Origin of the sequence: Kluyvera chengduensis, assembly GCF_044197065.1 — a bacterium.
Lineage (GTDB): Bacteria > Pseudomonadota > Gammaproteobacteria > Enterobacterales > Enterobacteriaceae > Kluyvera > Kluyvera ascorbata_C.
Window position 1 is genome coordinate 1 of the sequence record NZ_JBIQOI010000014.1, and the last position, 24,669, is coordinate 24,669.

27 protein-coding genes, 1 pseudogene and 1 other annotated feature are annotated in these 24,669 nt (G+C 49.6%); of the genes and pseudogenes, 15 read left to right on the forward strand and 13 right to left on the reverse strand.

Features of this window, described 5'->3' with window-relative positions:
- Positions 1-225 precede the first annotated feature (225 nt).
- The 3 genes from clpB to rluD all read right to left on the reverse strand — a co-directional run bounded on the left by clpB (position 226) and on the right by rluD (position 4,637).
- Positions 226-2,799, reverse strand: a complete 2,574-nt coding sequence (gene clpB, locus ACH1XZ_RS21920) for an ATP-dependent chaperone ClpB (RefSeq protein ID WP_395597158.1) — start codon at positions 2,797-2,799, stop codon at positions 226-228.
- 129 nt (positions 2,800-2,928) lie between these two features.
- Positions 2,929-3,660 (reverse strand): purine nucleoside phosphorylase YfiH, encoded by a 732-nt coding sequence (gene yfiH, locus ACH1XZ_RS21925; protein ID WP_395597159.1) that lies wholly within the window; start codon positions 3,658-3,660, stop codon positions 2,929-2,931.
- Positions 3,657-4,637, reverse strand: a complete 981-nt coding sequence (gene rluD, locus ACH1XZ_RS21930) for a 23S rRNA pseudouridine(1911/1915/1917) synthase RluD (protein ID WP_035894959.1) — start codon at positions 4,635-4,637, stop codon at positions 3,657-3,659. Before rluD ends, yfiH begins: the two co-directional genes overlap by 4 nt.
- A gap of 132 nt (positions 4,638-4,769) precedes the next feature.
- Between rluD and bamD the strand changes: the two genes are divergently transcribed.
- The 4 genes from bamD to pheA all read left to right on the forward strand — a co-directional run bounded on the left by bamD (position 4,770) and on the right by pheA (position 7,554).
- Entirely contained in the window at positions 4,770-5,513 is a 744-nt protein-coding gene (bamD, locus tag ACH1XZ_RS21935) for an outer membrane protein assembly factor BamD (protein WP_062779280.1), read from the forward strand.
- Between the two features lie 274 nt (positions 5,514-5,787).
- A complete protein-coding gene (gene raiA / locus ACH1XZ_RS21940) occupies positions 5,788-6,129 on the forward strand; it encodes a ribosome-associated translation inhibitor RaiA (RefSeq protein WP_035894958.1) in 342 nt (113 codons plus the stop codon).
- Positions 6,130-6,245: 116 nt separating this feature from the next.
- Positions 6,246-6,370: a sequence feature (Phe leader region), on the forward strand.
- Positions 6,247-6,294 (forward strand): pheA operon leader peptide PheL, encoded by a 48-nt coding sequence (pheL, locus tag ACH1XZ_RS21945; RefSeq protein WP_369709598.1) that lies wholly within the window; start codon positions 6,247-6,249, stop codon positions 6,292-6,294. Its footprint overlaps the feature before it by 48 nt.
- A gap of 23 nt (positions 6,371-6,393) precedes the next feature.
- Entirely contained in the window at positions 6,394-7,554 is a 1,161-nt protein-coding gene (pheA, locus tag ACH1XZ_RS21950; RefSeq protein WP_395597204.1) for a bifunctional chorismate mutase/prephenate dehydratase, read from the forward strand.
- Here pheA and ACH1XZ_RS21955 read toward each other — a convergent pair.
- The 8 genes and pseudogenes from ACH1XZ_RS21955 to ACH1XZ_RS21990 form a co-directional block, all read right to left on the reverse strand.
- Positions 7,551-8,423 (reverse strand): SMP-30/gluconolactonase/LRE family protein, encoded by an 873-nt coding sequence (locus tag ACH1XZ_RS21955; RefSeq protein WP_395597160.1) that lies wholly within the window; start codon positions 8,421-8,423, stop codon positions 7,551-7,553. The two genes, pheA and ACH1XZ_RS21955, sit on opposite strands and share 4 nt — an antisense overlap.
- Before the next feature lie 62 nt (positions 8,424-8,485).
- Entirely contained in the window at positions 8,486-9,607 is a 1,122-nt protein-coding gene (tyrA, locus tag ACH1XZ_RS21960) for a bifunctional chorismate mutase/prephenate dehydrogenase (protein ID WP_035894955.1), read from the reverse strand.
- A 9-nt stretch (positions 9,608-9,616) separates the two neighbouring features.
- Positions 9,617-10,687, reverse strand: a complete 1,071-nt coding sequence (gene aroF / locus ACH1XZ_RS21965; protein WP_395597161.1) for a 3-deoxy-7-phosphoheptulonate synthase AroF — start codon at positions 10,685-10,687, stop codon at positions 9,617-9,619.
- A 226-nt stretch (positions 10,688-10,913) separates the two neighbouring features.
- A complete protein-coding gene (locus ACH1XZ_RS21970; RefSeq protein WP_395597162.1) occupies positions 10,914-12,284 on the reverse strand; it encodes a PepSY-associated TM helix domain-containing protein in 1,371 nt (456 codons plus the stop codon).
- A 55-nt stretch (positions 12,285-12,339) separates the two neighbouring features.
- Positions 12,340-12,690, reverse strand: a complete 351-nt coding sequence (locus tag ACH1XZ_RS21975) for a DUF2946 domain-containing protein (protein WP_395597205.1) — start codon at positions 12,688-12,690, stop codon at positions 12,340-12,342.
- A 316-nt stretch (positions 12,691-13,006) separates the two neighbouring features.
- Positions 13,007-14,077, reverse strand: coding sequence for a site-specific integrase (locus tag ACH1XZ_RS21980; RefSeq protein WP_395597206.1), 1,071 nt, complete (start codon positions 14,075-14,077; stop codon positions 13,007-13,009).
- A 2-nt stretch (positions 14,078-14,079) separates the two neighbouring features.
- Positions 14,080-14,676 carry a phage repressor protein CI gene (locus tag ACH1XZ_RS21985; protein WP_395597207.1) on the reverse strand — a complete coding sequence of 199 codons (597 nt, stop codon included), beginning with the start codon at positions 14,674-14,676 and terminating at the stop codon, positions 14,080-14,082.
- Positions 14,677-14,754: 78 nt separating this feature from the next.
- A pseudogene (locus ACH1XZ_RS21990) lies at positions 14,755-14,952 on the reverse strand (helix-turn-helix domain-containing protein); the annotation flags it as partial.
- Positions 14,953-15,173: 221 nt separating this feature from the next.
- Here ACH1XZ_RS21990 and ACH1XZ_RS21995 point away from each other — a divergent pair.
- The 11 genes from ACH1XZ_RS21995 to ACH1XZ_RS22045 all read left to right on the forward strand — a co-directional run bounded on the left by ACH1XZ_RS21995 (position 15,174) and on the right by ACH1XZ_RS22045 (position 21,950).
- Positions 15,174-15,305 carry a hypothetical protein gene (locus ACH1XZ_RS21995; protein ID WP_181396400.1) on the forward strand — a complete coding sequence of 44 codons (132 nt, stop codon included), beginning with the start codon at positions 15,174-15,176 and terminating at the stop codon, positions 15,303-15,305.
- 31 nt (positions 15,306-15,336) lie between these two features.
- Positions 15,337-15,846, forward strand: a complete 510-nt coding sequence (locus tag ACH1XZ_RS22000; protein ID WP_368894485.1) for a phage regulatory CII family protein — start codon at positions 15,337-15,339, stop codon at positions 15,844-15,846.
- 7 nt (positions 15,847-15,853) lie between these two features.
- Complete coding sequence (locus ACH1XZ_RS22005) at positions 15,854-16,054, forward strand: phage filamentation protein Fil family protein (protein WP_368894484.1); 201 nt, start codon at positions 15,854-15,856, stop codon at positions 16,052-16,054.
- Positions 16,018-16,356, forward strand: coding sequence for a DUF5347 domain-containing protein (locus ACH1XZ_RS22010; RefSeq protein WP_185656656.1), 339 nt, complete (start codon positions 16,018-16,020; stop codon positions 16,354-16,356). Before ACH1XZ_RS22005 ends, ACH1XZ_RS22010 begins: the two co-directional genes overlap by 37 nt.
- 64 nt (positions 16,357-16,420) lie before the next feature.
- On the forward strand, positions 16,421-16,654 hold the full coding sequence (locus ACH1XZ_RS22015; protein WP_395597163.1) for a DUF2732 family protein: 234 nt from the start codon (positions 16,421-16,423) through the stop codon (positions 16,652-16,654).
- The gene (locus ACH1XZ_RS22020) at positions 16,654-16,968 is read left to right on the forward strand and encodes a hypothetical protein (RefSeq protein ID WP_395597164.1); all 315 of its coding nucleotides are present in this window, start codon (positions 16,654-16,656) and stop codon (positions 16,966-16,968) included. Before ACH1XZ_RS22015 ends, ACH1XZ_RS22020 begins: the two co-directional genes overlap by 1 nt.
- A complete protein-coding gene (locus ACH1XZ_RS22025; protein WP_395597165.1) occupies positions 16,965-17,243 on the forward strand; it encodes a DUF5405 family protein in 279 nt (92 codons plus the stop codon). Before ACH1XZ_RS22020 ends, ACH1XZ_RS22025 begins: the two co-directional genes overlap by 4 nt.
- 2 nt (positions 17,244-17,245) lie before the next feature.
- The gene (locus ACH1XZ_RS22030) at positions 17,246-18,076 is read left to right on the forward strand and encodes a hypothetical protein (RefSeq protein ID WP_395597166.1); all 831 of its coding nucleotides are present in this window, start codon (positions 17,246-17,248) and stop codon (positions 18,074-18,076) included.
- The gene (locus ACH1XZ_RS22035) at positions 18,073-20,319 is read left to right on the forward strand and encodes a replication endonuclease (protein WP_395597167.1); all 2,247 of its coding nucleotides are present in this window, start codon (positions 18,073-18,075) and stop codon (positions 20,317-20,319) included. Before ACH1XZ_RS22030 ends, ACH1XZ_RS22035 begins: the two co-directional genes overlap by 4 nt.
- A 111-nt stretch (positions 20,320-20,430) precedes the next feature.
- Positions 20,431-20,613: a hypothetical protein gene (locus ACH1XZ_RS22040; protein WP_395597168.1), complete on the forward strand. Its 183-nt coding sequence runs from the start codon at positions 20,431-20,433 to the stop codon at positions 20,611-20,613.
- A gap of 185 nt (positions 20,614-20,798) precedes the next feature.
- The gene (locus ACH1XZ_RS22045; RefSeq protein ID WP_395597169.1) at positions 20,799-21,950 is read left to right on the forward strand and encodes a DNA cytosine methyltransferase; all 1,152 of its coding nucleotides are present in this window, start codon (positions 20,799-20,801) and stop codon (positions 21,948-21,950) included.
- Here ACH1XZ_RS22045 and ACH1XZ_RS22050 read toward each other — a convergent pair.
- Entirely contained in the window at positions 21,901-22,893 is a 993-nt protein-coding gene (locus tag ACH1XZ_RS22050) for an O-methyltransferase (RefSeq protein WP_395597170.1), read from the reverse strand. The genes ACH1XZ_RS22045 and ACH1XZ_RS22050 overlap by 50 nt on opposite strands.
- Positions 22,890-24,314: an ATP-binding protein gene (locus ACH1XZ_RS22055; protein WP_395597171.1), complete on the reverse strand. Its 1,425-nt coding sequence runs from the start codon at positions 24,312-24,314 to the stop codon at positions 22,890-22,892. Before ACH1XZ_RS22055 ends, ACH1XZ_RS22050 begins: the two co-directional genes overlap by 4 nt.
- Between the last annotated feature and the right edge of the window lie 355 nt (positions 24,315-24,669).

The window sequence follows — 24,669 nt, forward strand, 5'->3', positions numbered from 1 at the left end:
TTTCGCTTTTCTCTGTTGAGATTCTCAGGAGAACCTCGCTGACCCGGCGGCTTGTTTGCCGTTGTTCCGTGTCAGTGGAGGCGCATTATAGGGAGATACTGAGAAGTCGCAAGCATAAATTCGAAAAAACTTATCGTTCGCTTACTTTTCATTCAACACTCTTATTCTTGCCTAGTTTTTAAACAAAAACGAGCCCAAAAGGGCTCGTTTTCTTCTTTTTGTGACTTACTGCACTGCCACAATCTGGTCGTCTTTGACTTCCAGGCGGATAACTTTGCCTGGAATCAGCTCGCCGGACAGAATCTGCTGGGCCAGCGGGTTTTCAATCTGCTGCTGGATTGCACGTTTCAACGGACGTGCACCATACACCGGATCGTAACCGTTCTGACTCAGCAACTGCAGCGCTTCATCAGACATCTGCGTTTCATAACCACGCTCTTCCAGACGCTGGTACAGACGCTGCAACTGAATCTGAGCAATCGAAGCGATATGTTTTTCACCCAACGGATGGAAGACCACCACTTCATCGATACGGTTAATGAATTCTGGACGGAAACTGTGGCTGACCACACCCAGTACCAGATCTTTCATATGCCCGTAGTCCAGTTCACCGAAGCGTTCCTGAATCAGGTCGGAACCGAGGTTAGAGGTCATGATGACCACCGTGTTACGGAAGTCGACCGTTCTCCCCTGCCCGTCGGTCAGACGCCCGTCGTCCAGAACCTGCAGCAGAATGTTAAACACATCCGGATGCGCTTTCTCGACTTCATCCAGCAGGATGACAGAATAAGGACGACGACGCACCGCTTCCGTCAGGTAACCGCCCTCTTCATAACCGACATATCCCGGAGGCGCACCGACCAGACGAGACACGGAGTGTTTCTCCATAAACTCAGACATGTCGATACGCACCATGGCGTCATCGCTGTCGAACATGAAGTTAGCCAGCGCTTTACACAGTTCGGTTTTACCTACCCCGGTTGGCCCCAGGAACAGGAATGAACCAATCGGACGGTTCGGGTCGGACAGCCCAGCACGGCTACGACGGATCGCGTTCGAAACCGCTTCAACCGCCTCGTTCTGACCAATCACGCGGCTGTGCAGATCCTGCTCCATACGCAGCAGTTTCTCACGCTCGCCTTCCAGCATGCGGGCAACCGGAATACCGGTCCAGCGCGCCAGCACTTCAGCAATCTCTGCATCCGTCACTTTATTACGTAACAGGCGCATGGTTTTGCCTTCAGACTGCGTGGCTGCTTCGAGCTGTTTTTCCAGCTCTGGAATTTTGCCGTACTGCAGTTCAGACATGCGAGCCAGGTCGCCGACGCGACGCGCCTGCTCAATGGCGATTTTCGCCTGCTCCAGTTCAGCTTTGATCGTCTGCGTGCCGGAGAGGGACGCTTTTTCTGCTTTCCACTCTTCTTCTAACTCAGAGTACTGACGCTCTTTATCGCTCAGCTCATCGTTCAACATGTCGAGACGTTTCTTGCTCGCCTCGTCAGACTCTTTCATTAACGCCTGCTGTTCCAGCTTCAGCTGAATGATACGACGGTCGAGTCGATCGAGTTCTTCCGGCTTCGAGTCAATCTGCATACGAATGCTGGACGCCGCTTCATCAATAAGGTCGATGGCTTTATCCGGCAACTGACGATCGGCAATGTAGCGGTGAGACAGCGTTGCTGCCGCCACGATTGCGGGGTCGGTAATCTGCACGTGGTGGTGCAGCTCATAACGTTCTTTCAAACCACGCAGAATCGCGATGGTGTCTTCCACCGAAGGTTCAGCCACGAACACTTTCTGGAATCGACGTTCCAGCGCCGCATCTTTTTCGATGTACTGGCGGTATTCATCCAGCGTTGTTGCCCCCACGCAGTGAAGTTCACCACGCGCCAGCGCCGGTTTCAGCATGTTACCGGCATCCATCGCACCGTCGGCTTTACCCGCGCCAACCATGGTATGCAACTCATCGATAAACAGGATGACGTTGCCTTCCTGTTTCGCCAGGTCGTTCAGCACGCCTTTCAGACGCTCTTCAAACTCACCGCGGTATTTCGCCCCGGCCACCAGCGCGCCCATATCCAGCGCCAGTACGCGGCGGCCTTTTAAGCCTTCCGGGACTTCACCGTTAATAATGCGCTGTGCCAGCCCTTCAACGATGGCGGTTTTACCGACACCAGGCTCACCAATCAATACCGGGTTGTTTTTGGTACGACGCTGCAGTACCTGAATGGTACGGCGAATCTCTTCATCACGGCCGATAACCGGGTCAAGCTTGCCCTGTTCGGCGCGCTCGGTCAGATCGACCGTATACTTCTTCAATGCCTGACGTTGGTCTTCGGCACCCTGGTCATTCACGCTTTCACCTCCGCGCATCTGTTCAATGGCTTGAGTGATATTGGCGGTAGTTGCGCCCGCTGTTTTCAGCAGGTCGGTCAAAGTGCCACGAGACTCAAGCGCCGCCAGAACGAACAGTTCTGACGAAATAAAATTGTCGTTGCGTTTTTGCGCCAGCTTGTCGCAAAGATTCAGTACGCGCATCAGATCCTGAGACGGCTGCACGTCACCACCGGTGCCTTCCACCTGAGGTAAACGGCTCAACGCCTGATCGATAGCAGTACGCAACTGGCCAGCATTAATGCCAGCGGATGTTAATAATGGACGTACCGAGCCCCCTTCCTGATTCAGCAAGGCGCTCATTAAATGAAGAGGTTCGATAAATTGGTTGTCGTGCCCGAGTGCGAGCGACTGGGCATCGGCAAGAGCAAGCTGGAATTTATTGGTAAGACGATCCAGACGCATGACTCCTCCCATACTAGGTCAAATTTGCTACAGGAGATTAAATGAGGTCATCCCTCAATTATTCAAGGTTAAATGACCTGGTCAATGAGAAAAAAATGTCTGCCTTCTGGATCGTCTTGATTCTATAGGTTATATCAGCCAGATGAAACTTGCCATACGACCTGTAGTACGGTCACGGCGATAAGAGAAAAAATCATCCTTTTCGCTGAAGGTACAGCGGTCACCGCCAAAGACAGCGGTCACACCGATATTTCCCAGACGCTGACGCGCCAGCTGGTAGATATCAGCATAGTATTTTTCGCCTGCTGGACGGAATGCGCTAACCGCGTTGGCGTCTTTCGCCATAAACGCATCGCGTACTTCAGGGCCGACTTCAAAGGCCTGCGGCCCAATCGCCGGGCCAAACCATGCCTGAATATTTTCAGGACTGTCTTTGAAGCAAGCCACGGTCTCTTCCAGCACGCCGTCGCACAAGCCACGCCAGCCAGCATGCGCTGCGGCCACTTCCGTTCCCGCTTTATTGCAAAAGAGAACAGGAAGACAATCGGCTGTCATCACCGCACACACGGTCCCGGGCGTATTGCTATAGGAGGCATCGGCACGCTTAGAAGCATACGGCTCACCGGTCAGATGCAAAACGGCGGTACCGTGCACCTGCTCAAGCCACACCGGTTTCGACGGCAGTTTACCTGCCGTGAACATGCGCTTACGGTTCTCTTCCACATGCTCAAGGTTATCGCCGCAATGAGCACCGAGATTCAAAGAATCCCAAGCCCCTTCGCTGACGCCACCCACGCGCGTTGAACTGCAGGCCGCTACGCTTTCTGGCAGCGGCCACTCCGGGACAATGATTTTGGTCATAGCCAGTCTACGTCATCCTTATGTTCTTCAAAGTCGTCGCGCATCACCGCAATCAGATCAACCATATCCTGCGGGATTGGCGCATGCCATTCCATTTCAATCCCCGAGATCGGGTGATAGAGACGCAGCATGGTCGCGTGAAGCGCCTGACGGTCAAACTTACGCAGTACGGAAATGAACTCATCCGATGCGCCTTTCGGCGGACGCGGACGGCCACCGTAGACCTGATCGCCCACCAGCGGATGAGTGATATGCGCCATGTGCACGCGGATCTGGTGCGTACGTCCGGTTTCCAGACGCAGTCGCAGACGCGTGTGCACACGGAAGTGCTCCATGATGCGATAGTGCGTGACCGCCGGTTTACCCATCGGGTGTACCGCCATGTGGGTACGCTTGGTTGGGTGACGGCTGATCGGTTCTTCAACGCTACCGCCTGCCGTCATATGACCAATCGCTACCGCTTCGTACTCACGGGTGATTTCACGCAGCTGCAGCGATTCCACCAGACGCGTTTGCGCCGGAACGGTCTTCGCCACCACCATCAGACCGGTCGTGTCTTTATCCAGACGGTGCACGATGCCCGCACGCGGCACATCAGCAATCGGTGGATAATAATGCAGCAGCGCGTTCAGCACCGTGCCGTCCGGGTTACCGGCGCCAGGGTGTACCACGAGGTCACGCGGTTTGTTGATGACCATGATGTCATCATCCTCATAAACGATATCGAGTGGGATATCCTGCGCTTCAAAGCGGATCTCTTCGTCGATTTCGGCGTCAATAGATACGGTCTCGCCGCCCATGACTTTCTCTTTTGGCTTGTCTGAAACTTTGCCATTTACCTGTACGCGTTGGTCGAGGATCCATTCTTTTATGCGCGAACGCGAATAATCAGGGAACATTTCGGCCAAAGCCTGATCTAAGCGTTGTCCAAGTTGTGACTCGGACACCGTTGCGGTGAGTTGTACTCGTTGTGCCATATACAGCTTCTTCGTTAACGTTGGGTTTTTACGGCTTCGCCGTTTAATATAGTGTGCTATTGTAGCTGGTCTTAATCGGGAACAGGAACTGTGAATATCCCGTATAAACATTTTGAGGAAAGTCAAAACGTCATGACGCGCATGAAATATCTGGTGGCAGCGGCCACGTTGAGCCTGGCTTTGGCGGGGTGCTCTGGTTCAAAGGACGAAGTTCCTGATAATCCGCCTAATGAAATCTACGCAACTGCTCAGCAAAAGCTGCAGGACGGTAACTGGAAACAGGCAATAACGCAACTGGAAGCGTTGGATAACCGCTATCCGTTCGGGCCATATTCTCAGCAGGTTCAGTTGGATCTGATCTACGCATACTATAAAAATGCCGATCTGCCGCTGGCCCAGGCCGCAATTGACCGTTTCATTCGTCTTAACCCGACTCATCCAAACATCGACTACGTGATGTACATGCGTGGCCTGACAAACATGGCGCTGGACGATAGCGCGCTGCAGGGCTTCTTCGGCGTAGACCGTTCCGACCGCGATCCGCAGCACGCGCGTGACGCATTCAATGACTTCTCGAAGCTGGTGCGCGGCTACCCGAACAGTCAATACGTCACCGATGCCAACAAGCGTCTGGTCTTCCTGAAAGACCGTCTGGCGAAGTATGAACTTTCCGTTGTTGATTACTACACTGCACGTGGTGCATGGGTAGCCGTGGTTAACCGCACCGAAAACATGATGCGTAACTATCCGGACACCCAGGCAACTCGCGACGCGCTTCCGAAGATGGAAAACGCCTATCGCGAAATGCAGATGACCGCGCAGGCTGACAAAGTCGCTAAAATCATCGCGGCCAACAGCAAAAACACCCAGTCCTGATTCGGACCATCCTATCAAGCAAAACGGCAGCCCTGTGGCTGCCGTTTTTTTATTCGTATCAGGTCATAGCTGAAGCGGTTTAGCTCCAAGTCATCCTATCAAATATGGCTGTATTTTCCCAAACCGACAAGTAAAAAATCACTTCTTCCTGTCCTGACTCACAAAATGAATGCACTGACAAAAAGTGACAAAATAATGTGATCTTTATCACACATTTTAGCCAAATCCGAGGTATGCTGGAATCACCAAGACGGAAAGACAAGAGGTAAAATTTATGACAATGAACATTACCAGTAAACAAATGGAAATTACTCCGGCTATTCGCCAGCATGTCGCAGACCGTCTCTCAAAATTGGAAAAATGGCAAACCCACTTAATCAACCCGCATATCATCCTGTCCAAAGAGCCACAGGGATTTGTAGCGGACGCCACGATGAATACCCCGAACGGGCATCTGGTCGCCAGCGCTAAACACGAAGATATGTACACCGCCATTAACGAATTGATCAACAAGCTGGAACGGCAGCTCAATAAGGTGCAACACAAAGGGGAAGCCCGTCGCGCCGCAACGTCGGTGAAAGACGCAAGCTTCGTAGAAGAAGTTGAAGAAGAGTAAACTGAACTTTGTACTTTAATGTGTATCACCAACGCGCCTTCGGGCGCGTTTTTTATTGACAGAACGAAAACAGAGCAGGTACTGTAAAACCTCACCACACTAAGGATTTAACCTGTTGTGATACGACTACCGTTTTTCTTCGCATTCTTTTTTACCTTCCCCTGATTGGGAGGCGTTTCGTCGTGTGATAAAGAATGCGAAGACGAACAATAAGGCCTCCCACCTGGGAGGCCTTTTTTATTGATAACAAGAAAGGCAAACATGATGACTTCGGAAAACCCGTTACTGGCAATACGCGATAAGATAAGTGCCCTCGATGAGAAGCTGGTCAGCCTGCTGGCAGAACGCCGCGGCCTTGCCGTAGAAGTGGGTAAGGCAAAGTTGGCCTCTCATCGCCCGGTGCGCGATATCGACCGTGAGCGTGACCTGCTGGAGCGTCTTATCACCATCGGCAAAACCCATCAGCTCGATGCCCACTACATCACGCGTCTGTTCCAGCTTATCATTGAAGATTCCGTCCTCACCCAGCAGACGCTATTGCAGCAGCACCTGAACAAGATTAACCCGCACTCCGCACGCGTTGCGTTTCTGGGGCCAAAAGGGTCGTACTCGCATCTGGCCGCGCGCCAGTATGCCGCCCGTCACTTTGAGCAGTTTATCGAAAGCGGCTGCGTGAAGTTCGCCGATATCTTTAATCAGGTCGAGACCGGCCAGGCCGACTATGCCGTCGTGCCTATCGAAAACACCAGCTCCGGTGGGATTAACGATGTCTACGACCTGCTGCAGCACACCAGCCTGTCGATTGTCGGTGAGATGACGGTGCCTATTGACCACTGCGTGCTGGTGAACGGCAGCACAACGCTTGAAACCATCCAGACGGTCTACAGCCATCCGCAACCGTTCCAGCAGTGCAGCCAGTTCCTGAGCCATTATCCGCAGTGGAAAATTGAGTACACCGAGAGCACCTCGGCGGCGATGGAAAAAGTCGCGCAGGCTAACTCCCCTACCGTCGCCGCATTAGGCAGCGAAGCTGGCGGGAAGCTGTATGGCCTGCAGGTACTGGAGCATTGCCAGGCCAACCAGACGCAGAACATCACCCGCTTCCTGGTGCTGGCACGTAAATCGGTGAACGTCTCCGATCAGGTTCCGGCAAAAACGACTCTGCTTATCGCTACCGGGCAACAGGCCGGTGCACTGGTTGAAGCGCTGCTGGTACTGCGCAACCATAACCTGATTATGACCAAGCTCGAATCGCGCCCTATTCACGGCAACCCATGGGAAGAGATGTTTTATCTCGACATCCAGGCCAACCTGGAATCTCTGCCGATGCAAAAGGCGCTAAAAGAGCTCTCTGGTATTACCCGTTCCATGAAAGTGCTGGGCTGTTACCCAAGCGAGAACGTAGTACCGGTCGACCCGGTTTAACGTTCGATAAACGGCAGCTTCTTCATCCCTGCTACCTCTACCGGCAGGGTGAAGACGGCACCGGAAAGCGGATACTGCGCCACCTCCTCCGCTGACATGTTCTCGCGGGTGGTGGTGATAAAGAGCGTGCGCATATCCGCACCACCAAAGCACACCATCGTCGGGCAACGCACCGGCAAACGATACTCGGCAAGCTGTTCACCCGTCGGCGAGAAGCGTGCCACCCGCCAGCCATCAAACATCGCACTCCAGTAGCATCCTTCTTCGTCGACAGCCGCCCCGTCGGGAATACCTTCCCCCGCGTTAAACCGGCGGAACACCTCACGCCTTTGCGGCTCACCGTACTCATCCAGCGGCGTACGGTAAATCACACCATTTGGCGTATCTGAGGTAAACATCCAGTTTTTATCTTCGCTAAACGCCAGCCCGTTAGCGCCCTGAATATCGCACTGCACCACTTTCGGTCTCAGTTGATTGTCAATCCGCACCAGCAGCGCGCCGTTATAGTCACCCGGTCCCCAGAAGGTTCCGGCATAAAAACGTCCGTCGCGGTCAGTGCCGCCATCGTTAAAGCGCGCCAGCTGCGGGTTACTCGGGTTATCGCACACTTTATGCTGGAGCAGGCCACGGCTGTCGGCAAGCCAGATAGCGCTGCGTAAGGCGACGATAAAGCCGCCGTTTTCCCGCAGCGCAAAGCAGCCCACCTCTTCCGGGAACTGTAAAACCCGGTGCTCTCCGGTCGCTAACTCATAGCGGTGAATTTCACACTCCATGATATCCGCCCAGTAGAGCGCCTGTTCCGCCTCGCTCCAGGTCGGGCATTCCGGCAGGTGCCCGGTATAATCAAACAGCAGGTTTGCGTCAGCCATTCTGTTCATCCCATAAAAAAAGCCAGAGGATTTCCCCTGGCTTTCAAGTATATACAGTTTCGTTATTGCCGACTGTCGTTCGCCTGTCGTAACAGGACGCGGCTCTCACTCTGGAAGCGCTGCGCGTAGTCACCGAACCAGTGTTCAACTTTGCGGAAGCTGTCGATAAACGCCTGCTTGTTCCCTTGCTCCAGCAGGCCAATAGCCTCGCCAAAGCGCTGGTAGTAGCGTTTAATCAGCGCCAGGTTATTGCCAGACGACATAATGATGTCTGCATAAAGCTGCGGGTCCTGTGCGAACAATCGCCCGACCATCGCCAGCTCCAGACGGTAAATCGGCGACGAGAGCGCCAGTAACTGCTCCAGCTGGACGTTCTCTTCCGCCAGGTGCAGACCATAAGCGAAGGTCGCAAAGTGACGCAGCGCCTGGATAAAGGCCATGTTCTGGTCGTGCTCCACCGCGCTGATGCGATGCAGACGCGCCCCCCAGACCTGAATCTGCTCAAGGAACCACTGGTACGCTTCCGGCTGACGGCCATCGCAGTACACCACAACCTGTTTCGCCAGGCTGCCGCTGTCCGGGCCGAACATCGGGTGCAGCCCTAAAACGGGCCCCTGGTGCGCGGAAAGCATGGCCTGTAACGGACCCGCTTTCACCGACGCCAAATCGACAAGAATACAATCCGCGGGCAGCGGCGGCAGCTTCTCGATAATTTGCTCGGTCACGTGGATAGGTACGCTGACAATCACCATGCCAGCATCAGCAACCAGCTCAGGCGCACGCGCCCAGTCATCTTTCTCCAGCGTCCGCACCTGGTAGCCAGAGAGTGTCAGCATTTTTTCAAATAGCCGCCCCATCTGGCCGCCGCCGCCCACAATCACTACCGGGCGCAGCGACGGACACAGCGTTTTAAAGCCTTTATCGTTTTCGCTGGAGTAAGACTCCCGCATGACACGGCGCAGCACATCTTCAATCAAATCGGGCGGCACACCCAGCGCGGCCGCTTCTTTTCGGCGTGAAGCCAACATCGACGCTTCACGCTCCGGGACATAAATCGGCAAGCCATATTTACTTTTGACTTCCCCGACTTCCGCCACCAGTTCCAGACGCTTAGCCAGCAGGCTCAGCAGCGCTTTATCCACTTCATCAATTTGATCGCGCAGTGCGGTCAGTTCAGCAACCATACAATCCTCTTACGCCAGACGAGCCGCCAGATGGCCGCGTAAATCCTTGTCGAGCTCACGCAACAGCGCATCCGTCGCTTCCCAACTGATGCAGGCATCCGTGACCGATACGCCGTATTTCATCTCACAGCGCGGCTGCTCGGAAGACTGGTTACCTTCGTGAATGTTGCTCTCAATCATCAGACCAATAATGGAACGGTTACCGTCCTTGATCTGTGCGACAACGGATTCCGCCACCGCAGGCTGACGGCGGTAGTCTTTATTAGAATTACCATGACTGCAATCTACCATCAGCGATGCGCGCAGTCCTGCTTGTTCCATCTCTTTTTCACACTGCGCCACATCTTCCGGACCGTAGTTCGGCTTTTTACCACCGCGCAGGATCACATGACCATCCGGGTTACCCTGGGTGCGCAGCAGGCAGACTTGACCGGCCTGGTTGATACCGACAAAGCGGTGTGGCATGGCCGCTGCACGCATGGCGTTGATAGCGGTGGCCAGTGAACCATCGGTGCCGTTTTTGAAACCAACCGGCATCGACAGACCAGACGCCATTTCACGGTGGGTTTGAGATTCGGTAGTACGCGCACCAATCGCAGACCAGCTAAACAGGTCGCCCAGGTACTGCGGGCTGTTCGGATCCAGCGCTTCGGTCGCCAGCGGCAGCCCCATGCTGACCAACTCAACCAGCAGACGACGCGCAATTTTCAGACCACCTTCAACATCAAACGAGCCATCCATGTGCGGATCGTTGATAAGCCCTTTCCAGCCAACGGTAGTACGAGGCTTTTCAAAATAGACGCGCATAACCAGGTAGAGGCTATCGCTGACCTCTTCCGCAAGGGTTTTAAATCGACGCGCGTATTCGATGGCAGCTTCAGGATCGTGAATAGAGCAAGGCCCACACACTACCAGCAGGCGCGGATCGCGACCGGCGATAATGTCAGAAATCGTTTTACGTGATTGGGCGATTTGCGCTTCCTGCTCAACGGTGAGCGGGAATTCAGCTTTCAGCTGATCCGGGGTGATCAGAATCTGTTCATCGGCGATATTTACGTTATTCAGCGCGTCTTTTTGCATGATGGCATTACCTGTTATGGCTCGTTTGCGATAGTGGTTTCCTCAATGAGGTGAAGCCACAATATCATAACGAGTAAAGATTTCAATCCAAAATACGTAAATCATTATTTACACCAGCCTGTTTTTAGCAAATAAATTGCCTAATTAATGTAAATATAAAATTACACATACAAAAAAGGCGAACACCTCCGTGTTCGCCCTAAGATAAAATTCACGCCGTAAGACGCTATTCCACCGCTTGTGGTACCCGTTGCGCTAACGCATTTCGCCAGCGCAACCAGTCAATCATGATGAACATCAGCAAACTGGCTCCCATTACCGGTAGCGCCAGGGCGAGCGCAACCGCCAGCAACAGCATGAACGCTCTGGCTGGAAGGGTCAGCGCCAGCCAACTTTGCACTAACGTCTGGACTGGGCTCGCCTGCGATTGTGCTGGACGCTTGATCCACCAAAGGCGATACCCCATAACGATAGCGACGCAAAGCGCGAGGCCAAAGGCGATCAACAGCAGTTGATTAGGTAAGCCGAACAGAATACCCATATGAAAATCCACGCCCCAGCGGGTGAGCTTCGCCATCAACGGAAAATCCGCAAATTGCGTGTAGTCAACGATCGCAAGCGAAGTAGGATCGATAGCCACCGCATCAACCTGCGTCGGCCAACGCCTATCGATCTCCGTTACCGTCCAGGCACGATCGGCGCTGCGCGGCGGTCTGATCTCCAGATGTGTGGCAGCAATCCCCCCTCGCTGCGCCGCCTGCAGGATCGCATCAATCCTGTCTACGGCGATCGGCGGCTCGTTCATGATCATGCCTTGATGGTGACCATGATGCTCAGCATGCGGGTCCATCGCCATGACTTCGCCGCCGTGCAGTTGTGTATTCACCTGCGGCGTTAGCCAACCAAACTCAGCGCGCAGCTTATCCACATTACCGCCAGCCCATTGCGACCAGGTAAGGCCAGTTGCAGAAAACAGCAGCATACCTGCCAGCAGACACCAGCCTAGCGTGACGTGCACTCGCCGGGTATTCTGCAATCGGTTCTTAATACGCCGTTTTGGCCGGGTAACGGCCCACAATAAAATCCCGCCCAGTGCCGCGACCCACATCCACGATGCGGCAAGCTCGCTATAAAGTCGCCCTGTATCCCCTAAAAGCAAAGAGCGATGTGCGTAATCAATCCACTGACGCAGCGGTAAAATGCCGCTGGTTCCATAGACCGTCATATCACCTTTCACCGCGAGTGTGACAGGATCAATAAAAACGGCACGATTTTCTGAGGGCTGTAGTGAAGGGTCAGCAAACATGACTCTTGTTGTCTCCCCTCTTTCCAGAGCCGGACGCACCGCGCTCAGTCGCAGTGGCGCTTCAAGCGAACGTTCCGCAACGGCAATCTGTTCGGCGAGAGAATGTCGCTCGCCGCTCATCTCACTATGAAGTGCCTGACGGTAAATCAGATTCTCCAGTTGAGGCGTGGCGACATACAGCGTGCCGGTAAAGGCCGCAACGAAAATAAAGGGTCCAACGAACAGACCGATAAAAAAGTGCAAACGGCGCAGCAGGTGCACCCATGCCGCCCGCGAGGTGCAGGTTGTCATACTCTTCCTTTATGCAAATAAGAGCGATGTAACGCTAAAGCGCGAGTTATCGTTATTAAGCAGGTAAAGCAGACGGTTCCGGCGGCGCGCGGGTTTCGGGGAATAGCCAGAGGGAGTCACACCGGTGGAAAACCAGCGGCGGGAAAGACGCGGTCGCCACGCGAAGCATCAGTGCGCTTAGCAAAACGCACAGGGCCAGAATCAAGCCAGGAACATGGGTGAGAAGCACGCAGTAGCCGCAGGCCTCGCCGTGATCGATGGGCATACTGTCCGGCGCGGAGTGATGTTCAGACATCGGCGTAGGCATGCTCATTTCATGATGCATACCCGGCATGGCGCTCATCGGCGATTGCTGCAACGAAACTGAGATGAGCGGAGCCACAATAATCAGCGCCATAGCAAACATCGCAAGCCAGGCGGCTCGCTGTTTTAGGGCTGAAATGTTGAAGGCTTTTGTGCTCACTCGACTCTCCTGATACGAGCGGGCATTGTAAATGATTTAGCTAATAACTGTTAACGAGAGGTGCCATTTTTTATGGGGGATTTTTAAATCCGTTAGCGTTACACCGTGCCATAACTGACCACATATATAAAAAAAGGGCCAGCCTTTCGGCCAGCCCTTTTTAACAGGATGTCGCTTGCGCGAATCTTAGTTAAGACGCTTCTAAAGAACGCCTTTAAAAAACAATGATTTATAAAAATAACAATAAGTTACGCACATCCTAGGTATGTTCTGACCCATCCTCGCACATGCTCGGTGGACATTCGGTGGACATAACCAAGCTCAGAGGATTTAGCTCAACTGCTTGTTCAAGATGGTCAGGGGCAAAGTGTGCATACTTCATTGTTTCGCGAATATTTGCATGCCCGAGTATCTTCTGTAGTACCAAAATATTCCCGCCGTTCATCATAAAATGCGCACCGAAGGTGTGGCGAAGTACATGTGTCTTCTGCCCTTCTGTCAGCTCAATATCGGTAAGCAACAGCATTTTTTTGAACTCTTGATAGCAAGGCTTAAACATACGCCCCTGACGTTTGGATAATTTCTCATAAAGCCATAACGGGATCGGAACTGTGCGGTTTTTTTTGCCTTTGGTTTTTGTGAATGTCAGCTTGTGTGGTGAAAGCTGTGGCCGGGTTAACCGTTGAGCCTCACCCCACCGCGCACCGGTTGCCAGGCATATTTCGGCTATCTGGGTCAGGTCATCATGTCCATATTGGTGGCATGCATTTAAAAGCTGTGGGATTTGCTCGAGTGTCAACCATGACATCTCTTTCTCAGCTTCTTTAAAGACGCGAATACCATCAAGAGGATTTGGTAAGCTCCATTCCCCTAACCGCTTCAACTCATTGAAAACCGCTTCGAGATATTGTTGCTCACGATTGACGGTGATTGGTTTTGCTACCCATTTCGCGGGGTCTTTGTGATAGCCGTTATCAATTTTCCCGCTGAGCCGTTGGTCGCGATAATGTGCCCAATCTTTAGCAGTCAGTTGTGAGGCGACCGGGTCACCTAAGCCGTTACAAACAATCTGTAGTTTTGCAAAACGGGATTTGCTCGCGACTAATGCCTGACCGTGAAGATTGTGCCAAAGCTGAATAATTTCACTGAGCTTGCGGCGGTCTTCTTTCTCTGACATCCACGGCTTATTTTTTGCCTCGTCACGATAATATTGCTCGTAAGATACCGCCTCACCTTTAGTGGGAAAGCGTTTACGAACACGGCGGCTCTCGCGCCCATCAACGCGAAAATCACATAGCCACTCGCCTGACGAAAGCTTTTTAACAGTCATGATTAAATACTTTTGCTCAATGTCAGAAAGACCATGCCGACGCATTTGATTTCATCGACAAGACACTCAAACTGAGAGGCTCCATTTTTGACAGTCAGACGATTACCGGGGAGTCGAGCCACATCGTACACATCACAGGTGCCATCAACATCAATAAGCCATCGTCCATTAGCAATATTTTTAGCGTCCAGATCCACAAGCCAGCGCTGGCCTGTTTTTTCGACCAGAACAGGATTATTCACCCCTGCTTCAATCAACGTCTCATCGCAAAACCAAGCGCCGCTCTCCGAAAGCTGCCCCGTCTGGATACTGTATTTCGTAATTTGTTTGAGACCCGCGGGTAAAGAAGTAATTGGCTCTCGTTGTGATTGAGCCTGTTGCTCATTCATGGAACCAACACCAGTCGCCAACCAGTACAGAGATACGCCAGTATCGAGAGCACAGACTATAACCACATCGCCGGGGAAATGGTCACGCCTTACCCATGCGCTCATAGTGCCTGACGGTATATCAAGATGGTCGCCCAGCTCCTTTTGCATGGTAAATCCGTAAGCTTGCATGATGCGCTGCAAAATCTCTTTCCCGCCTGAATTTTGCATAGCCGCCATCAGTCTGATTCCCTTCATGGGGTAGTTGCCCGGCTCAAATCTTACATTTGTAAGTTCAACCCCTTCCATAAGCCACTTAATGTCTGCACCTGTATCTAAAACGCATTGCACGACGTAATCACCAGGTACATTACCGCGCGCAACCCAATTACTGATAGTTGATAGAGGAACTTTAGTTATTTCTGAGTACGCTTGACGAGTCCTAACACCATATGAAATTAGAATTCTTTCAATAACTTGCTTAACATCGCCAACATCATTACCCATATGAGACACCTTTAAATACTCGTTGGGGTATTTACATAAAACCCAAACGGGATTAACCTTTGCCTCAACACACCGCAAATGTGCGAGAACATACCAAAAACAAACATAACCGGAGATATTCACCTATGAATATTCAAATTGCAATCCCTCAAGGCCCGGACTTCATGTCATATGAAGAATTTGCTGAGCAATACGGGTGCAGTCTGAACACCGTAAAAGACATGATTAAGCGCGGTGAGCTGCTGCTTGTACCCCGTACTCGCGAAGGCTGTGCCGGTCGTATCAACATGATCGCATTCCGTACGCGTTTGCTCGCTCAGGCTCTAAATTCTCGTTACGCCGTGTTCCAGTAACTTAATTTTGCAAGTTAGAGGGAGTTTCAGCATGTTAGATTTTCGCGTTTCCTCACATGAACACTTCGAAGATGCGTGTCGAAAATTCGCGGCTACGCACAACGTGAAAGAGCTGGCAATTAAAGCCGGTATAAAGCCGCATACGCTTTACAACAAACTCAACCCGGAACAACCGCACCAGCTCACTCCTCGTGAAATCTGGACACTGACAGACCTGACCGAAGACTCGACTTTAGTCGATGGTTTTCTGGCTCAGATCCATTGTCTGCCTTGCGTACCGGTTAATGAGCTTGCGAAAGATAAATTACAGTCATACGTCATGCACGCTATGAGCGAACTCGGGCAACTAGCAAGCGGTGCAGTAACGACAGAACGCCTGACCCCTGCTCGTAAACAAAACATGATTGCGAGTGTTAATTCAGGGATCCGCATGTTGTCGCTTTCAGCTCTGGCGTTACAAGCTCGCTTACAGGCCAACCCGGCCATGTCGAGCGTTGTCGATACCATGACCGGAATCGGCGCAACATTCGGTTTGGTGTGAGGTGGTTATGCTGACTAAAGAGCCCTCTTTCGCATCACTACTCGTTAAGCAAAGCCCATCGATGCATTACGGCCACGGCTGGATTGCAGGTGATAACGGTAAGCGCTGGCATCCGAGCCGGTCGCAAGCTGATTTACTGGCTGGATTGTCGACCAATAAGCAGGGGGAATCATGGCTCTCGAAGCTGTTGAACTGTCTGCGCCACTGACCGCCGGTGAACGACTGGCAGGTTTGAATCATATCGCTGAGTTACGCGCCCGGTTTTGGGGTGATGGCTGGAAAGAGGTCGAGCAGTTTATCCGCGACATGCGCAATAAACGTGATCCACTGTTTGAAGAGAATAGCCGCGCACTAGCCGCAATATTCTTTCTGGCAAAAATACCGACAGCTCGTCATGAGCTCGAATTAAGTGAGCTGACGACTGACGAGAAAAAAGCGCTTATTACAGCGATGAATCATTTTCGTGCAGTGGTGAGCTTATTTCCAAAACGGCTAACCATGCCGAATTAACCCACAACAGAAATTCATGGCGTAAACCCGCCGGGCATTCTTTTACCTAAATTCAGGAGTTTTTATGAGTCGAACTATTTTCTTATCAACGCCGAGCGGTACTGGCGATGACGTATTGGCGACCCTGTTTAAAGAAGCCAAAAAAGAAGAGCGCAAAGACCGCGCTTTAGCCGTTTCAATCCGTCTAGAGGCTCTGGCCGTTCACATTACCAATACAGATATGAGCGGCAAAGAAGCGGCTGAACTTCTGCGCCGCGAAGCTACTCGCTACGAAAACGAATCTCAGGAGCTGCACTGATGGTTGATGAAACCCAACAGCTCACAGCAAGTGAGCTGACTCGGCTGATTTGGGGGCTAAAAGCGGAAGGTTTTCACGTTCGTCTACTGGCCGGATTGATAGAACTGCAACAACGCCGGGAGGCTGACGAACAGGAGCATCTCAAGGCTCAGAAGTTGGGTGCAGTAGAGGCACTGGTGAAGGTCAGGGCTGTCGGGTTAGCAATGGGCACTCTGGCCGGAATTAATGACCCTGCTGCCGGGAAAGCTTTGTATGAAATGGTGAGCAACATTGTTGACCAGGTATCAATCGGTTATCAGGAGATAAATAAGTGAGTATTCATATCGAGATTGGCGACAAATGGGTAATTACCAGCGACCAGTATCAATTTATTCTCAATGAAAAGAAGGTTGCAAAATCCGGTAAAAAAGCTGGCGAAGAATGGCTCGACACAATCGGCTATTATCCAAAGATTAATCAGCTTATTAATGGATTGCTCCACCATCACATTCAAACCGCTGAGTTAGTTGCTCTCGAAGAGATTGCGGCTGAAATAGAGCTTATAGGGCAAATGTGTGCGGCAGCCTTTCAATATGGGCCTGAGAAATAAATATGGTCGATAACGTGGCTGGGATTATTCATTACCACGGTACGCCTGTATGGGGTGACGCCGGTAACGTTCATCGCATTGCGGTAAATGGTGCCGGTGCGTTTGTATCGTTTGCACGTCCAGACCAATTAGCTGCATCAATTAAATACGCCCTGTCTGTCGCAATTGATAACGGGGCTTTTTCTGCGTGGAAGCGCGGCCTAGTGATTGACTGGCAGCAATTCTATCAATGGCTGATTCCTCATTATCATCACCCCAAGCTTTCATTCTTTGTTATCCCTGATGTGGTTGAGGGCGGCGAGGCTGATAACGATGCGCTCATCGCTAAGTTACCGCGCTGTTTCAAAGATAAGGCCGCGCCAGTTTGGCATCTGCATGAGTCGCTGCATCGTCTGGTTGAGCTTTGCCGTGAGTGGCCGCGAGTGTGTTTCGGCTCGTCGGGTGACTATGCAACCATTAGAACACAGCTCTGGCATCGCAGGATGACGGAAGCGTTTGAGATGATTTACTGCAAGCATAATTTCTCAACCCGAATACACGGACTTCGCATGCTCGATAGCCGGGTTTTGGGTAACTATCCTCTGGCGACTGCCGACAGCACTAACCTCGCATGTAATGTGCCGAAATTCGAGGTCAAATATCCGGAACTCACAAAAGCAATTCGTGAGGCCGATTATGCGAAAAATCTTTCAGAGGATGAGCTGAAAGCCGTCATTCTCAAACGACGTTGCGCCATTCTCAAAAATACTATTGAGGCTGTATCCCCTCCATCGATTGCAAACTGGCAATCAAAAGGGCTGACCCCACTTCAACTGGAGTTAGCTATCGCATGACGAAATACACGTTTGCTTACCCATGGAATGCGCCACGGTCGGCAATAGCCAGCCCTTATCTCACCTATGACCAGCAACAACGCCGCGATCGTATGTTCGCGGCATTGCTGCATGCCCGAAAGGCGCTCGCTCTTCAGCCAGAGTGTGTGCGCTTTGACGTTTACCGTACTGCTGCGGTTCTGGAGCAGAATCAGGGCAGTCAGCGAGCCAATGCTTTTTTAATCAGCTTCTGTAAAAAGGCATTGCCGCGCCTAGAACTGGTCGCAAAAAAATATGAGTGTGCTGGCATTAACCAGAATGTATCTGATGATGTTTTTGGTGGTCAGTTTGATACGCAGTTAATTCAGTATCTGGCATCACGCATGGTCAATATGGTGGCGCGATACAACCGCCTCCCAGATATGGCGCGCGCCGACATTGATTTACTCGCCGCGGATATAGCGAACTTCATTCGTGGTGAGCTTGCCAATATTGATGACAGTGATTTCGGCGAGCTCAAAACGCTTTATACCTGGTATATGCGCGCCGGATTTATCTCACGCCAGTTCAACGTTACCCCTCCCCATTGGGAACGGGTGACAAGCAAAGTTTTCAATCAGGACGACATCGCCCCCGCCGTTATTCGCATGTTTACTGAGTCATGGTGGCGCGGCCGTCTGCGTCGCGTTGCGGCTGCATGGCGCGAACATCTGCAAATTGCCATCGGCAATGTCAGCAAGAAAAAACGCCCGTATGCGAGTAAAAACTGCGTCACCGACTGGCGCGAGCAGAAGCGCCGCACCCGTGAATTTCTCAAAGGGCTGGAGCTCGAAGACGAAGACGGCAACCGCATCAGCTTGATTGAAAAATATGATGGCTCCGTTGCTAACCCTGCTATTCGCCGATGTGAACTCATGACCCGCATTCGCGGGTTTGAAAATATCTGTAATGAGCTCGGTTACGTCGGGGAGTTTTACACCCTGACTGCACCGTCTAAATATCACGCCACGATTAAAGCGGGTTACCGTAACAGTAAATGGAACGGTGCTAGCCCGTCAGACACGCAAAGTTATCTTACTGGCTTGTGGGCGCGAATCCGGGCAAAGCTACACCGCGAAGATATCCGCATTTTCGGGATCCGTGTAGCTGAGCCGCATCATGATGCAACCCCTCACTGGCATATGCTGATGTTTATGTTGCCTGAAGATGTCGAGCGTGTTCGCTTCATCATTCGTCATTATGCGTGGGAAGGAGACCGCCACGAGCTGAAGAGTGATAAAGCCAAAAAGGCGCGCTTTCACGCTGAAGCTATCGACCCGGAAAAAGGAAGCGCGACCGGCTATGTCGCAAAATACATTTCGAAAAATATCGATGGTTATGCACTCGATGGTGAAACCGATGATGAAAGCGGCGAGCTGTTAAAAGAGACAGCACCGGCGGTTTCCGCATGGGCTGCACGGTGGCACATTCGTCAATTTCAGTTTATCGGTGGTGCACCAGTGACCGTCTACCGCGAGTTGCGCCGCCTTGCTGATACCGAGACTGCTCACGGCCTCAGCGTTGAGTTTGCTGCTGTTCATGATGCGGCTGACGCTGGTGATTGGGCTGGTTATGTCAATGCTCAGGGTGGGCCATTCGTGCGCCGTGATGACTTGCAGGTGCGTACATTGTACGAGCCACGCGCCGAGTTTAATCAGTACGGCGAGGAAACTGTCGCCATCCGTGGTGTTTACGATTCTCTTATCGGTGCCGGCACCCCAATTTTGACCCGACTCACGCAATGGAAGATTGTTCCGAAGCACGCAGTTGATTTGGCCGTTGACCTTCAGGACGGCTTCGCCGTCCCTCGGAGTTCTGTCAATAACTGTACGGGGAGCGAAAGCGAGCCACCGGTACTTGATTTATCGAAACCACTAAGTCGACATGAAAAGCGTGAACTAACGAAGCGGCTAAGGAAGCCAAAACCAGCGAAAAGGCCGCCGTACATCCACGGTTCTGAAGAGAAAAACACGGCCATAGAGAAGACTGTCGATGAGATTCGCCTGACCACCGGAATAACCATAAGCCGGGGTGAAGCTCTGCATTTAATGTCTGGCGGCACGAGCTGCATTAATGGCAAATGGCGAAAAGGTTCGGCCAGTGGTGAGATCTTCCCTTCTGCGCCATCCCGGCAGGTAAAGGTCAGCATTCAGAGAGAAAAGACAGAGAAAATACTTAAACGTGTTGAGGAATTGTCTGCAACCACAAGGCGTGTGGATTGCTAAATTACATCTATATCATGCACATACCTAAAACGAATGAGAGATATTTTGCTTTCAATTATTTCTCATAACGTGATACTGTATAAATATACAGTGTATATTTCGGAGGGTTTCATGGTTGGGGAACATATCACCCGGACGCAGCAAAAGTGGGCATGTGTACAATTCATCGCCGAGGTGTCTTTGATTGCGAACTGCAAACCAGCGGATCTAAAGCTCGCCCTGTCTCTCATTGCAGACCTTGCAAACAGTGAAAATAAAGAACCAGAAGAAGATGTTTTCTATAAGGCTGAATAGTCAGAAAGGTGAGAACTGGCTAAGGTGTAAGCAAACTAGCATCCTACTTAGTCATACTTATGAGCAAGGTGCCTGCCAGTTACATCAAGAAAGATAGTAAGAGGAAATGAGTTCTATAGTAAAAAGCAGAATTGATGGTAGAATACAGGATCATTAATTGAATTGTTGGGCATGGTTATCTAAATATGAATGTAGTTGATTTATACTCAGGGGTAGGCGGTTTAAGCTTGGGGGCAACGCGTGCGGGCTTTAATTTAGCCGGAGCCGTTGAAATAGATAAGCATGCTATTTTTTCTCACAAATTGAATTTCCCCAATTCTGCACATCTCCATAGGGATGTTAGTAAACTGACTGCTCAAGATATTTTATCTGAATGTAATGTAAATGAAATAGATTGCATTGTTGGTGGCCCACCATGCCAAGGGTTTAGTTCTATAGGTAAAGGAAATGCTGATGATACAAGGAATGAATTGTATGTACATTTCTTTCGACTTGTGAATGAATTATCTCCAATTTGTTTTTTAGCTGAAAATGTTCCGGGAATTATGAATGAAAAATATAACTCTGTCAGAGAAAAGGCATTTTCATTAGTTAGTGATCGCTACACATTATTGCATCCAATTAAAGTTAACGCTTCAAATTATGGAGCCCCAACAACGCGAACTCGTATATTCTTTATTGGTTTCAGAAAGGATTATCCAATCCAATTAAAGGAATCTGACTTCTTTCCAAAAAATGCAATTGAGCAAACCTTTATTAAAGATGCCTTATATGGCATGCCGCGAATAATAAAAAAAGAATGGCAAGAGGAATCACAAGGTTGGCGTAAAGTAAAAATGGATAGAAAAGGTGGATTCTATGATAGGCTCTGGGGACATATCCCTAACAGAGTTGGAGATCCCGAATCATTAAAAAAACTAGAGGATGGTCTGGTATCAGGATTCTTGGGTACAGTACATTCCGATGAAGTAATGAAGAGATATGACAGCCTTTCTTTTGGTGAAACAGATAAGATTTCAAGATCCCAGCGGCTCGATCCTAATGGTTTTTGTCCTACATTAAGAGCCGGTACAGGTAGTGATAAAGGAAGCTATCAAGCTGTTAGACCGATTCACCCAACGCAAGCACGTGTCATTACTCCTCGGGAAGCAGCCAGATTGCAAGGTTTTCCCGATTGGTTTCGATTCCACCCTACTAAATGGCATAGCTTTAGACAAATAGGTAATAGCGTTAGTCCATTAGTTGCGGAGGCTATGCTATTACCTATATATAATTATTGCTTAAGTATTAAAAAAGAACTTTCGAATACCATGGTACTACCTTGTAGTATTCGATGAAGTTACTAAGGTCTATATTGGCTCCAGCAACACTGGAGCCAATATAGAAACCTAATTCCCTATGAATGTTCTCAACTGTAGCTTCAGGTAATAACGATTCAATATGAATCCTTTCTTTTAAGGACATTGCAGGAACGTTAATATCTTTTGGTTTTCGCCATTCCCCTGCATAAAATGGCCAATTTCTTATTCTCGATGAATCAATAAACTTGGCTTCCTCTTCATCTGAATTTTCTAATACAATGGCTGTTAATGTAACCATTTGCTGACCATCCTTATATACGAAAGATGTTAAAGGATGAATTCTTATATCGTTACGTCCTTTTAAACCATTCCCGACAGCTCGTTTCAATGCATTAATAAGTAAAGTAGGATACTTTTTAAATCCCACATCTTCTTCAGTAGTATCTACTGGCATAAAACTTTCAGTTAATATTTCATTTATCCTTCTGTATCTATAGGGTCTTGGGTCCCGTTCACCCGGATCTTTCCCTAATGTTTCAGGATGTGCATTCAAAGTGATTTTAAAGATATCTTTAGGTTTTAACTTTGTAATTAAATTCACAACTTCATTCAACTGGGCATTGAGTTCAGAAGGCATTGCGTAATCTAACCAAATTATGGTCTTTTCATCAAAGTTATAGCGATTGATGAAATCACCACTCATTTCAGGTCCTTGACCTAATTCTATGCATGATAGTGGTTTATTGAACTGTTGACGGCGATGAACATTTTCATCACCTTCAATAGATATCATCTGATTCACTTTTAAAAGATTATGAACCTGTTTAAAGTCTTCGAGAAATGGTCCGCCAAACCCAATATATACATATTCGGATATGTTTGTATAATTGTTCAATCTTCTCAAGGACTCAATAAACAGATTTCGTTCAATGGCCTTATTTTGCCTTAAATGATATGGGATGCTTCCACCGGTGCTCATTGTTTAGCCTTTTTTAAGTATTCATCAAAACAATATTGACCAATCTCAGTTGGTGGTTGCGTTGCATCTTCAAAAATAAATTCTGAAACTAATTTTATTTCACTAAGCCGGCGACTAAACTTTATCTGACGTAAAGGATCGGTATCCCGTGGCATCGGAAGTTTTGGTTTAAAAACTTGCCCGCCGATAGAACGACGTACTGTAGACCATTTTTCCTGTGGAATTGATTTTGTGAAATCAGTTTCTGTTGTTGATACCATATTTGAAGCAGTGCTTATAATCTGCTTTCTTTCTTCGTTATTAGCTTTCCATTTATAGGTAAAATCAGTAAAGAACTTGAGTCCCTCTCTCATAAAGTCTTTTGTGGAAAGATATAGTTCTGAATTACCATCAACGCCACGTTTAGTTGTCGTAATAGGTAATAACTCGGCTTTTGATGAGGTAAATATCACGACACCAGAAATACCAATGAACTGGGTGTGATATTGAGGAACTCCCGCCTCTCCCCATCCAGTCAGTTTTGATTTATCGGCATGAAGAACAACTCGGTCATTACAAATGATAGTCCAGCCTGCTTTTTCTGTGGTCGAACGGCCTGACAATAAATGTTCTTCTTCCTCATCACTCGGCAAATTACGATAGAAACCAACAGCAACCTTTATTGACACACCGTTGGATTCATTTGTATATATATACGGCGCGATCCCATCAGTATTATCCTTGATAGAATTTTCATCAAAAATAAGAGTTGTGCTGTTTGGTTTTACAAGCTTCCCATTAATTTTAACCTCAAAGCCTTTTTTTATTATTAAACTATAGTGATTAGAGATAATATTTATTAAATCGCTTTCAAAATCGCGATCTTTTGACAATGAAGCTTTGATGTCATTTCTTAAATTATTTATTGTAATACTAACACCAGCTTCACTTAAATCTACATTATCCCTCTCAAGATCTAATGACCAATTATTATCATCAGTCATCCATTCAGGTGATATATTGACTGAAAATTGTTCCACATCTGTCTTGCTTATAATTTGAGCTGACGTTCCCATCTTAAATATGGCACGTTTCATACCTATACCATAAACACCAATGGTAGGTAGTTCCTCCGCTTCCCTTTCTGAAGGTCTACCTAATCTAAAAGCATAGTTCTCCGCAAGCTCTCCTGGAATGCCACCACAGTTATCAACTATTTTGAAGTAGTTTTCGTCAAACTCAATGTGCGCATGGTAACCTTTGTATACATCTGATTTACCAAAGGTCTGCTCGGGTGTAAAGTTATTCTTGCGTAAAACCCCGTCCAAACAGTTATCTAATAAATCCAATATAGAGTCAGATAACTCAATGTCGCGCGTAAGCATTTCCACAAAAAATCTTTTGGCTGGAAAAGCTGTGATTCTAACGTTTGACGAAACCATAATTTATCCCTTTTCCCACTATTGCCCACATGTTGGGCTCTGTGACTGTGTGTAGCTCTAGAAAATTATTAAAATCTAATTCGGCATCGGTAATTCTGCATCAAAATGCATGCAAAAAAAAGTTGTCTGTTCACAACCCAAGATGAGTAGCCAGTAAGCACAGCAGGCTAAATGCAACTGCATTAAAACCGCCCCATAAAGCGGGCAGGCGTGGCGGGGTAAGCATTGCGCACTGAGCGTGGTATTTATTTTATTTTTCCAGCGCCTGAGCGCGGCGCTATGCCGTTTAAATGGCTGAGTCCGGGTCGTAAGGTGTTGAGGTGTGGCGACGGCGTGTCGTGGCGCTGAGGGCGTT

Coding starts and splice junctions, on each gene's coding strand:
- clpB (WP_395597158.1), bottom strand. CDS start 2,799: ATGCGTCTGGATCGTCTTACCAATAAATTCCAGCTTGCTCTTGCCGAT.
- yfiH (WP_395597159.1), bottom strand. CDS start 3,660: ATGACCAAAATCATTGTCCCGGAGTGGCCGCTGCCAGAAAGCGTAGCG.
- rluD (WP_035894959.1), bottom strand. CDS start 4,637: ATGGCACAACGAGTACAACTCACCGCAACGGTGTCCGAGTCACAACTT.
- bamD (WP_062779280.1), top strand. CDS start 4,770: ATGACGCGCATGAAATATCTGGTGGCAGCGGCCACGTTGAGCCTGGCT.
- raiA (WP_035894958.1), top strand. CDS start 5,788: ATGACAATGAACATTACCAGTAAACAAATGGAAATTACTCCGGCTATT.
- pheA (WP_395597204.1), top strand. CDS start 6,394: ATGACTTCGGAAAACCCGTTACTGGCAATACGCGATAAGATAAGTGCC.
- ACH1XZ_RS21955 (WP_395597160.1), bottom strand. CDS start 8,423: ATGGCTGACGCAAACCTGCTGTTTGATTATACCGGGCACCTGCCGGAA.
- tyrA (WP_035894955.1), bottom strand. CDS start 9,607: ATGGTTGCTGAACTGACCGCACTGCGCGATCAAATTGATGAAGTGGAT.
- aroF (WP_395597161.1), bottom strand. CDS start 10,687: ATGCAAAAAGACGCGCTGAATAACGTAAATATCGCCGATGAACAGATT.
- ACH1XZ_RS21970 (WP_395597162.1), bottom strand. CDS start 12,284: ATGACAACCTGCACCTCGCGGGCGGCATGGGTGCACCTGCTGCGCCGT.
- ACH1XZ_RS21975 (WP_395597205.1), bottom strand. CDS start 12,690: ATGTTTGCTATGGCGCTGATTATTGTGGCTCCGCTCATCTCAGTTTCG.
- ACH1XZ_RS21980 (WP_395597206.1), bottom strand. CDS start 14,077: ATGACTGTTAAAAAGCTTTCGTCAGGCGAGTGGCTATGTGATTTTCGC.
- ACH1XZ_RS21985 (WP_395597207.1), bottom strand. CDS start 14,676: ATGCAAAATTCAGGCGGGAAAGAGATTTTGCAGCGCATCATGCAAGCT.
- ACH1XZ_RS21995 (WP_181396400.1), top strand. CDS start 15,174: ATGATTAAGCGCGGTGAGCTGCTGCTTGTACCCCGTACTCGCGAAGGC.
- ACH1XZ_RS22000 (WP_368894485.1), top strand. CDS start 15,337: ATGTTAGATTTTCGCGTTTCCTCACATGAACACTTCGAAGATGCGTGT.
- ACH1XZ_RS22005 (WP_368894484.1), top strand. CDS start 15,854: ATGCTGACTAAAGAGCCCTCTTTCGCATCACTACTCGTTAAGCAAAGC.
- ACH1XZ_RS22010 (WP_185656656.1), top strand. CDS start 16,018: ATGGCTCTCGAAGCTGTTGAACTGTCTGCGCCACTGACCGCCGGTGAA.
- ACH1XZ_RS22015 (WP_395597163.1), top strand. CDS start 16,421: ATGAGTCGAACTATTTTCTTATCAACGCCGAGCGGTACTGGCGATGAC.
- ACH1XZ_RS22020 (WP_395597164.1), top strand. CDS start 16,654: ATGGTTGATGAAACCCAACAGCTCACAGCAAGTGAGCTGACTCGGCTG.
- ACH1XZ_RS22030 (WP_395597166.1), top strand. CDS start 17,246: ATGGTCGATAACGTGGCTGGGATTATTCATTACCACGGTACGCCTGTA.
- ACH1XZ_RS22035 (WP_395597167.1), top strand. CDS start 18,073: ATGACGAAATACACGTTTGCTTACCCATGGAATGCGCCACGGTCGGCA.
- ACH1XZ_RS22040 (WP_395597168.1), top strand. CDS start 20,431: ATGGTTGGGGAACATATCACCCGGACGCAGCAAAAGTGGGCATGTGTA.
- ACH1XZ_RS22045 (WP_395597169.1), top strand. CDS start 20,799: ATGAATGTAGTTGATTTATACTCAGGGGTAGGCGGTTTAAGCTTGGGG.
- ACH1XZ_RS22050 (WP_395597170.1), bottom strand. CDS start 22,893: ATGAGCACCGGTGGAAGCATCCCATATCATTTAAGGCAAAATAAGGCC.
- ACH1XZ_RS22055 (WP_395597171.1), bottom strand. CDS start 24,314: ATGGTTTCGTCAAACGTTAGAATCACAGCTTTTCCAGCCAAAAGATTT.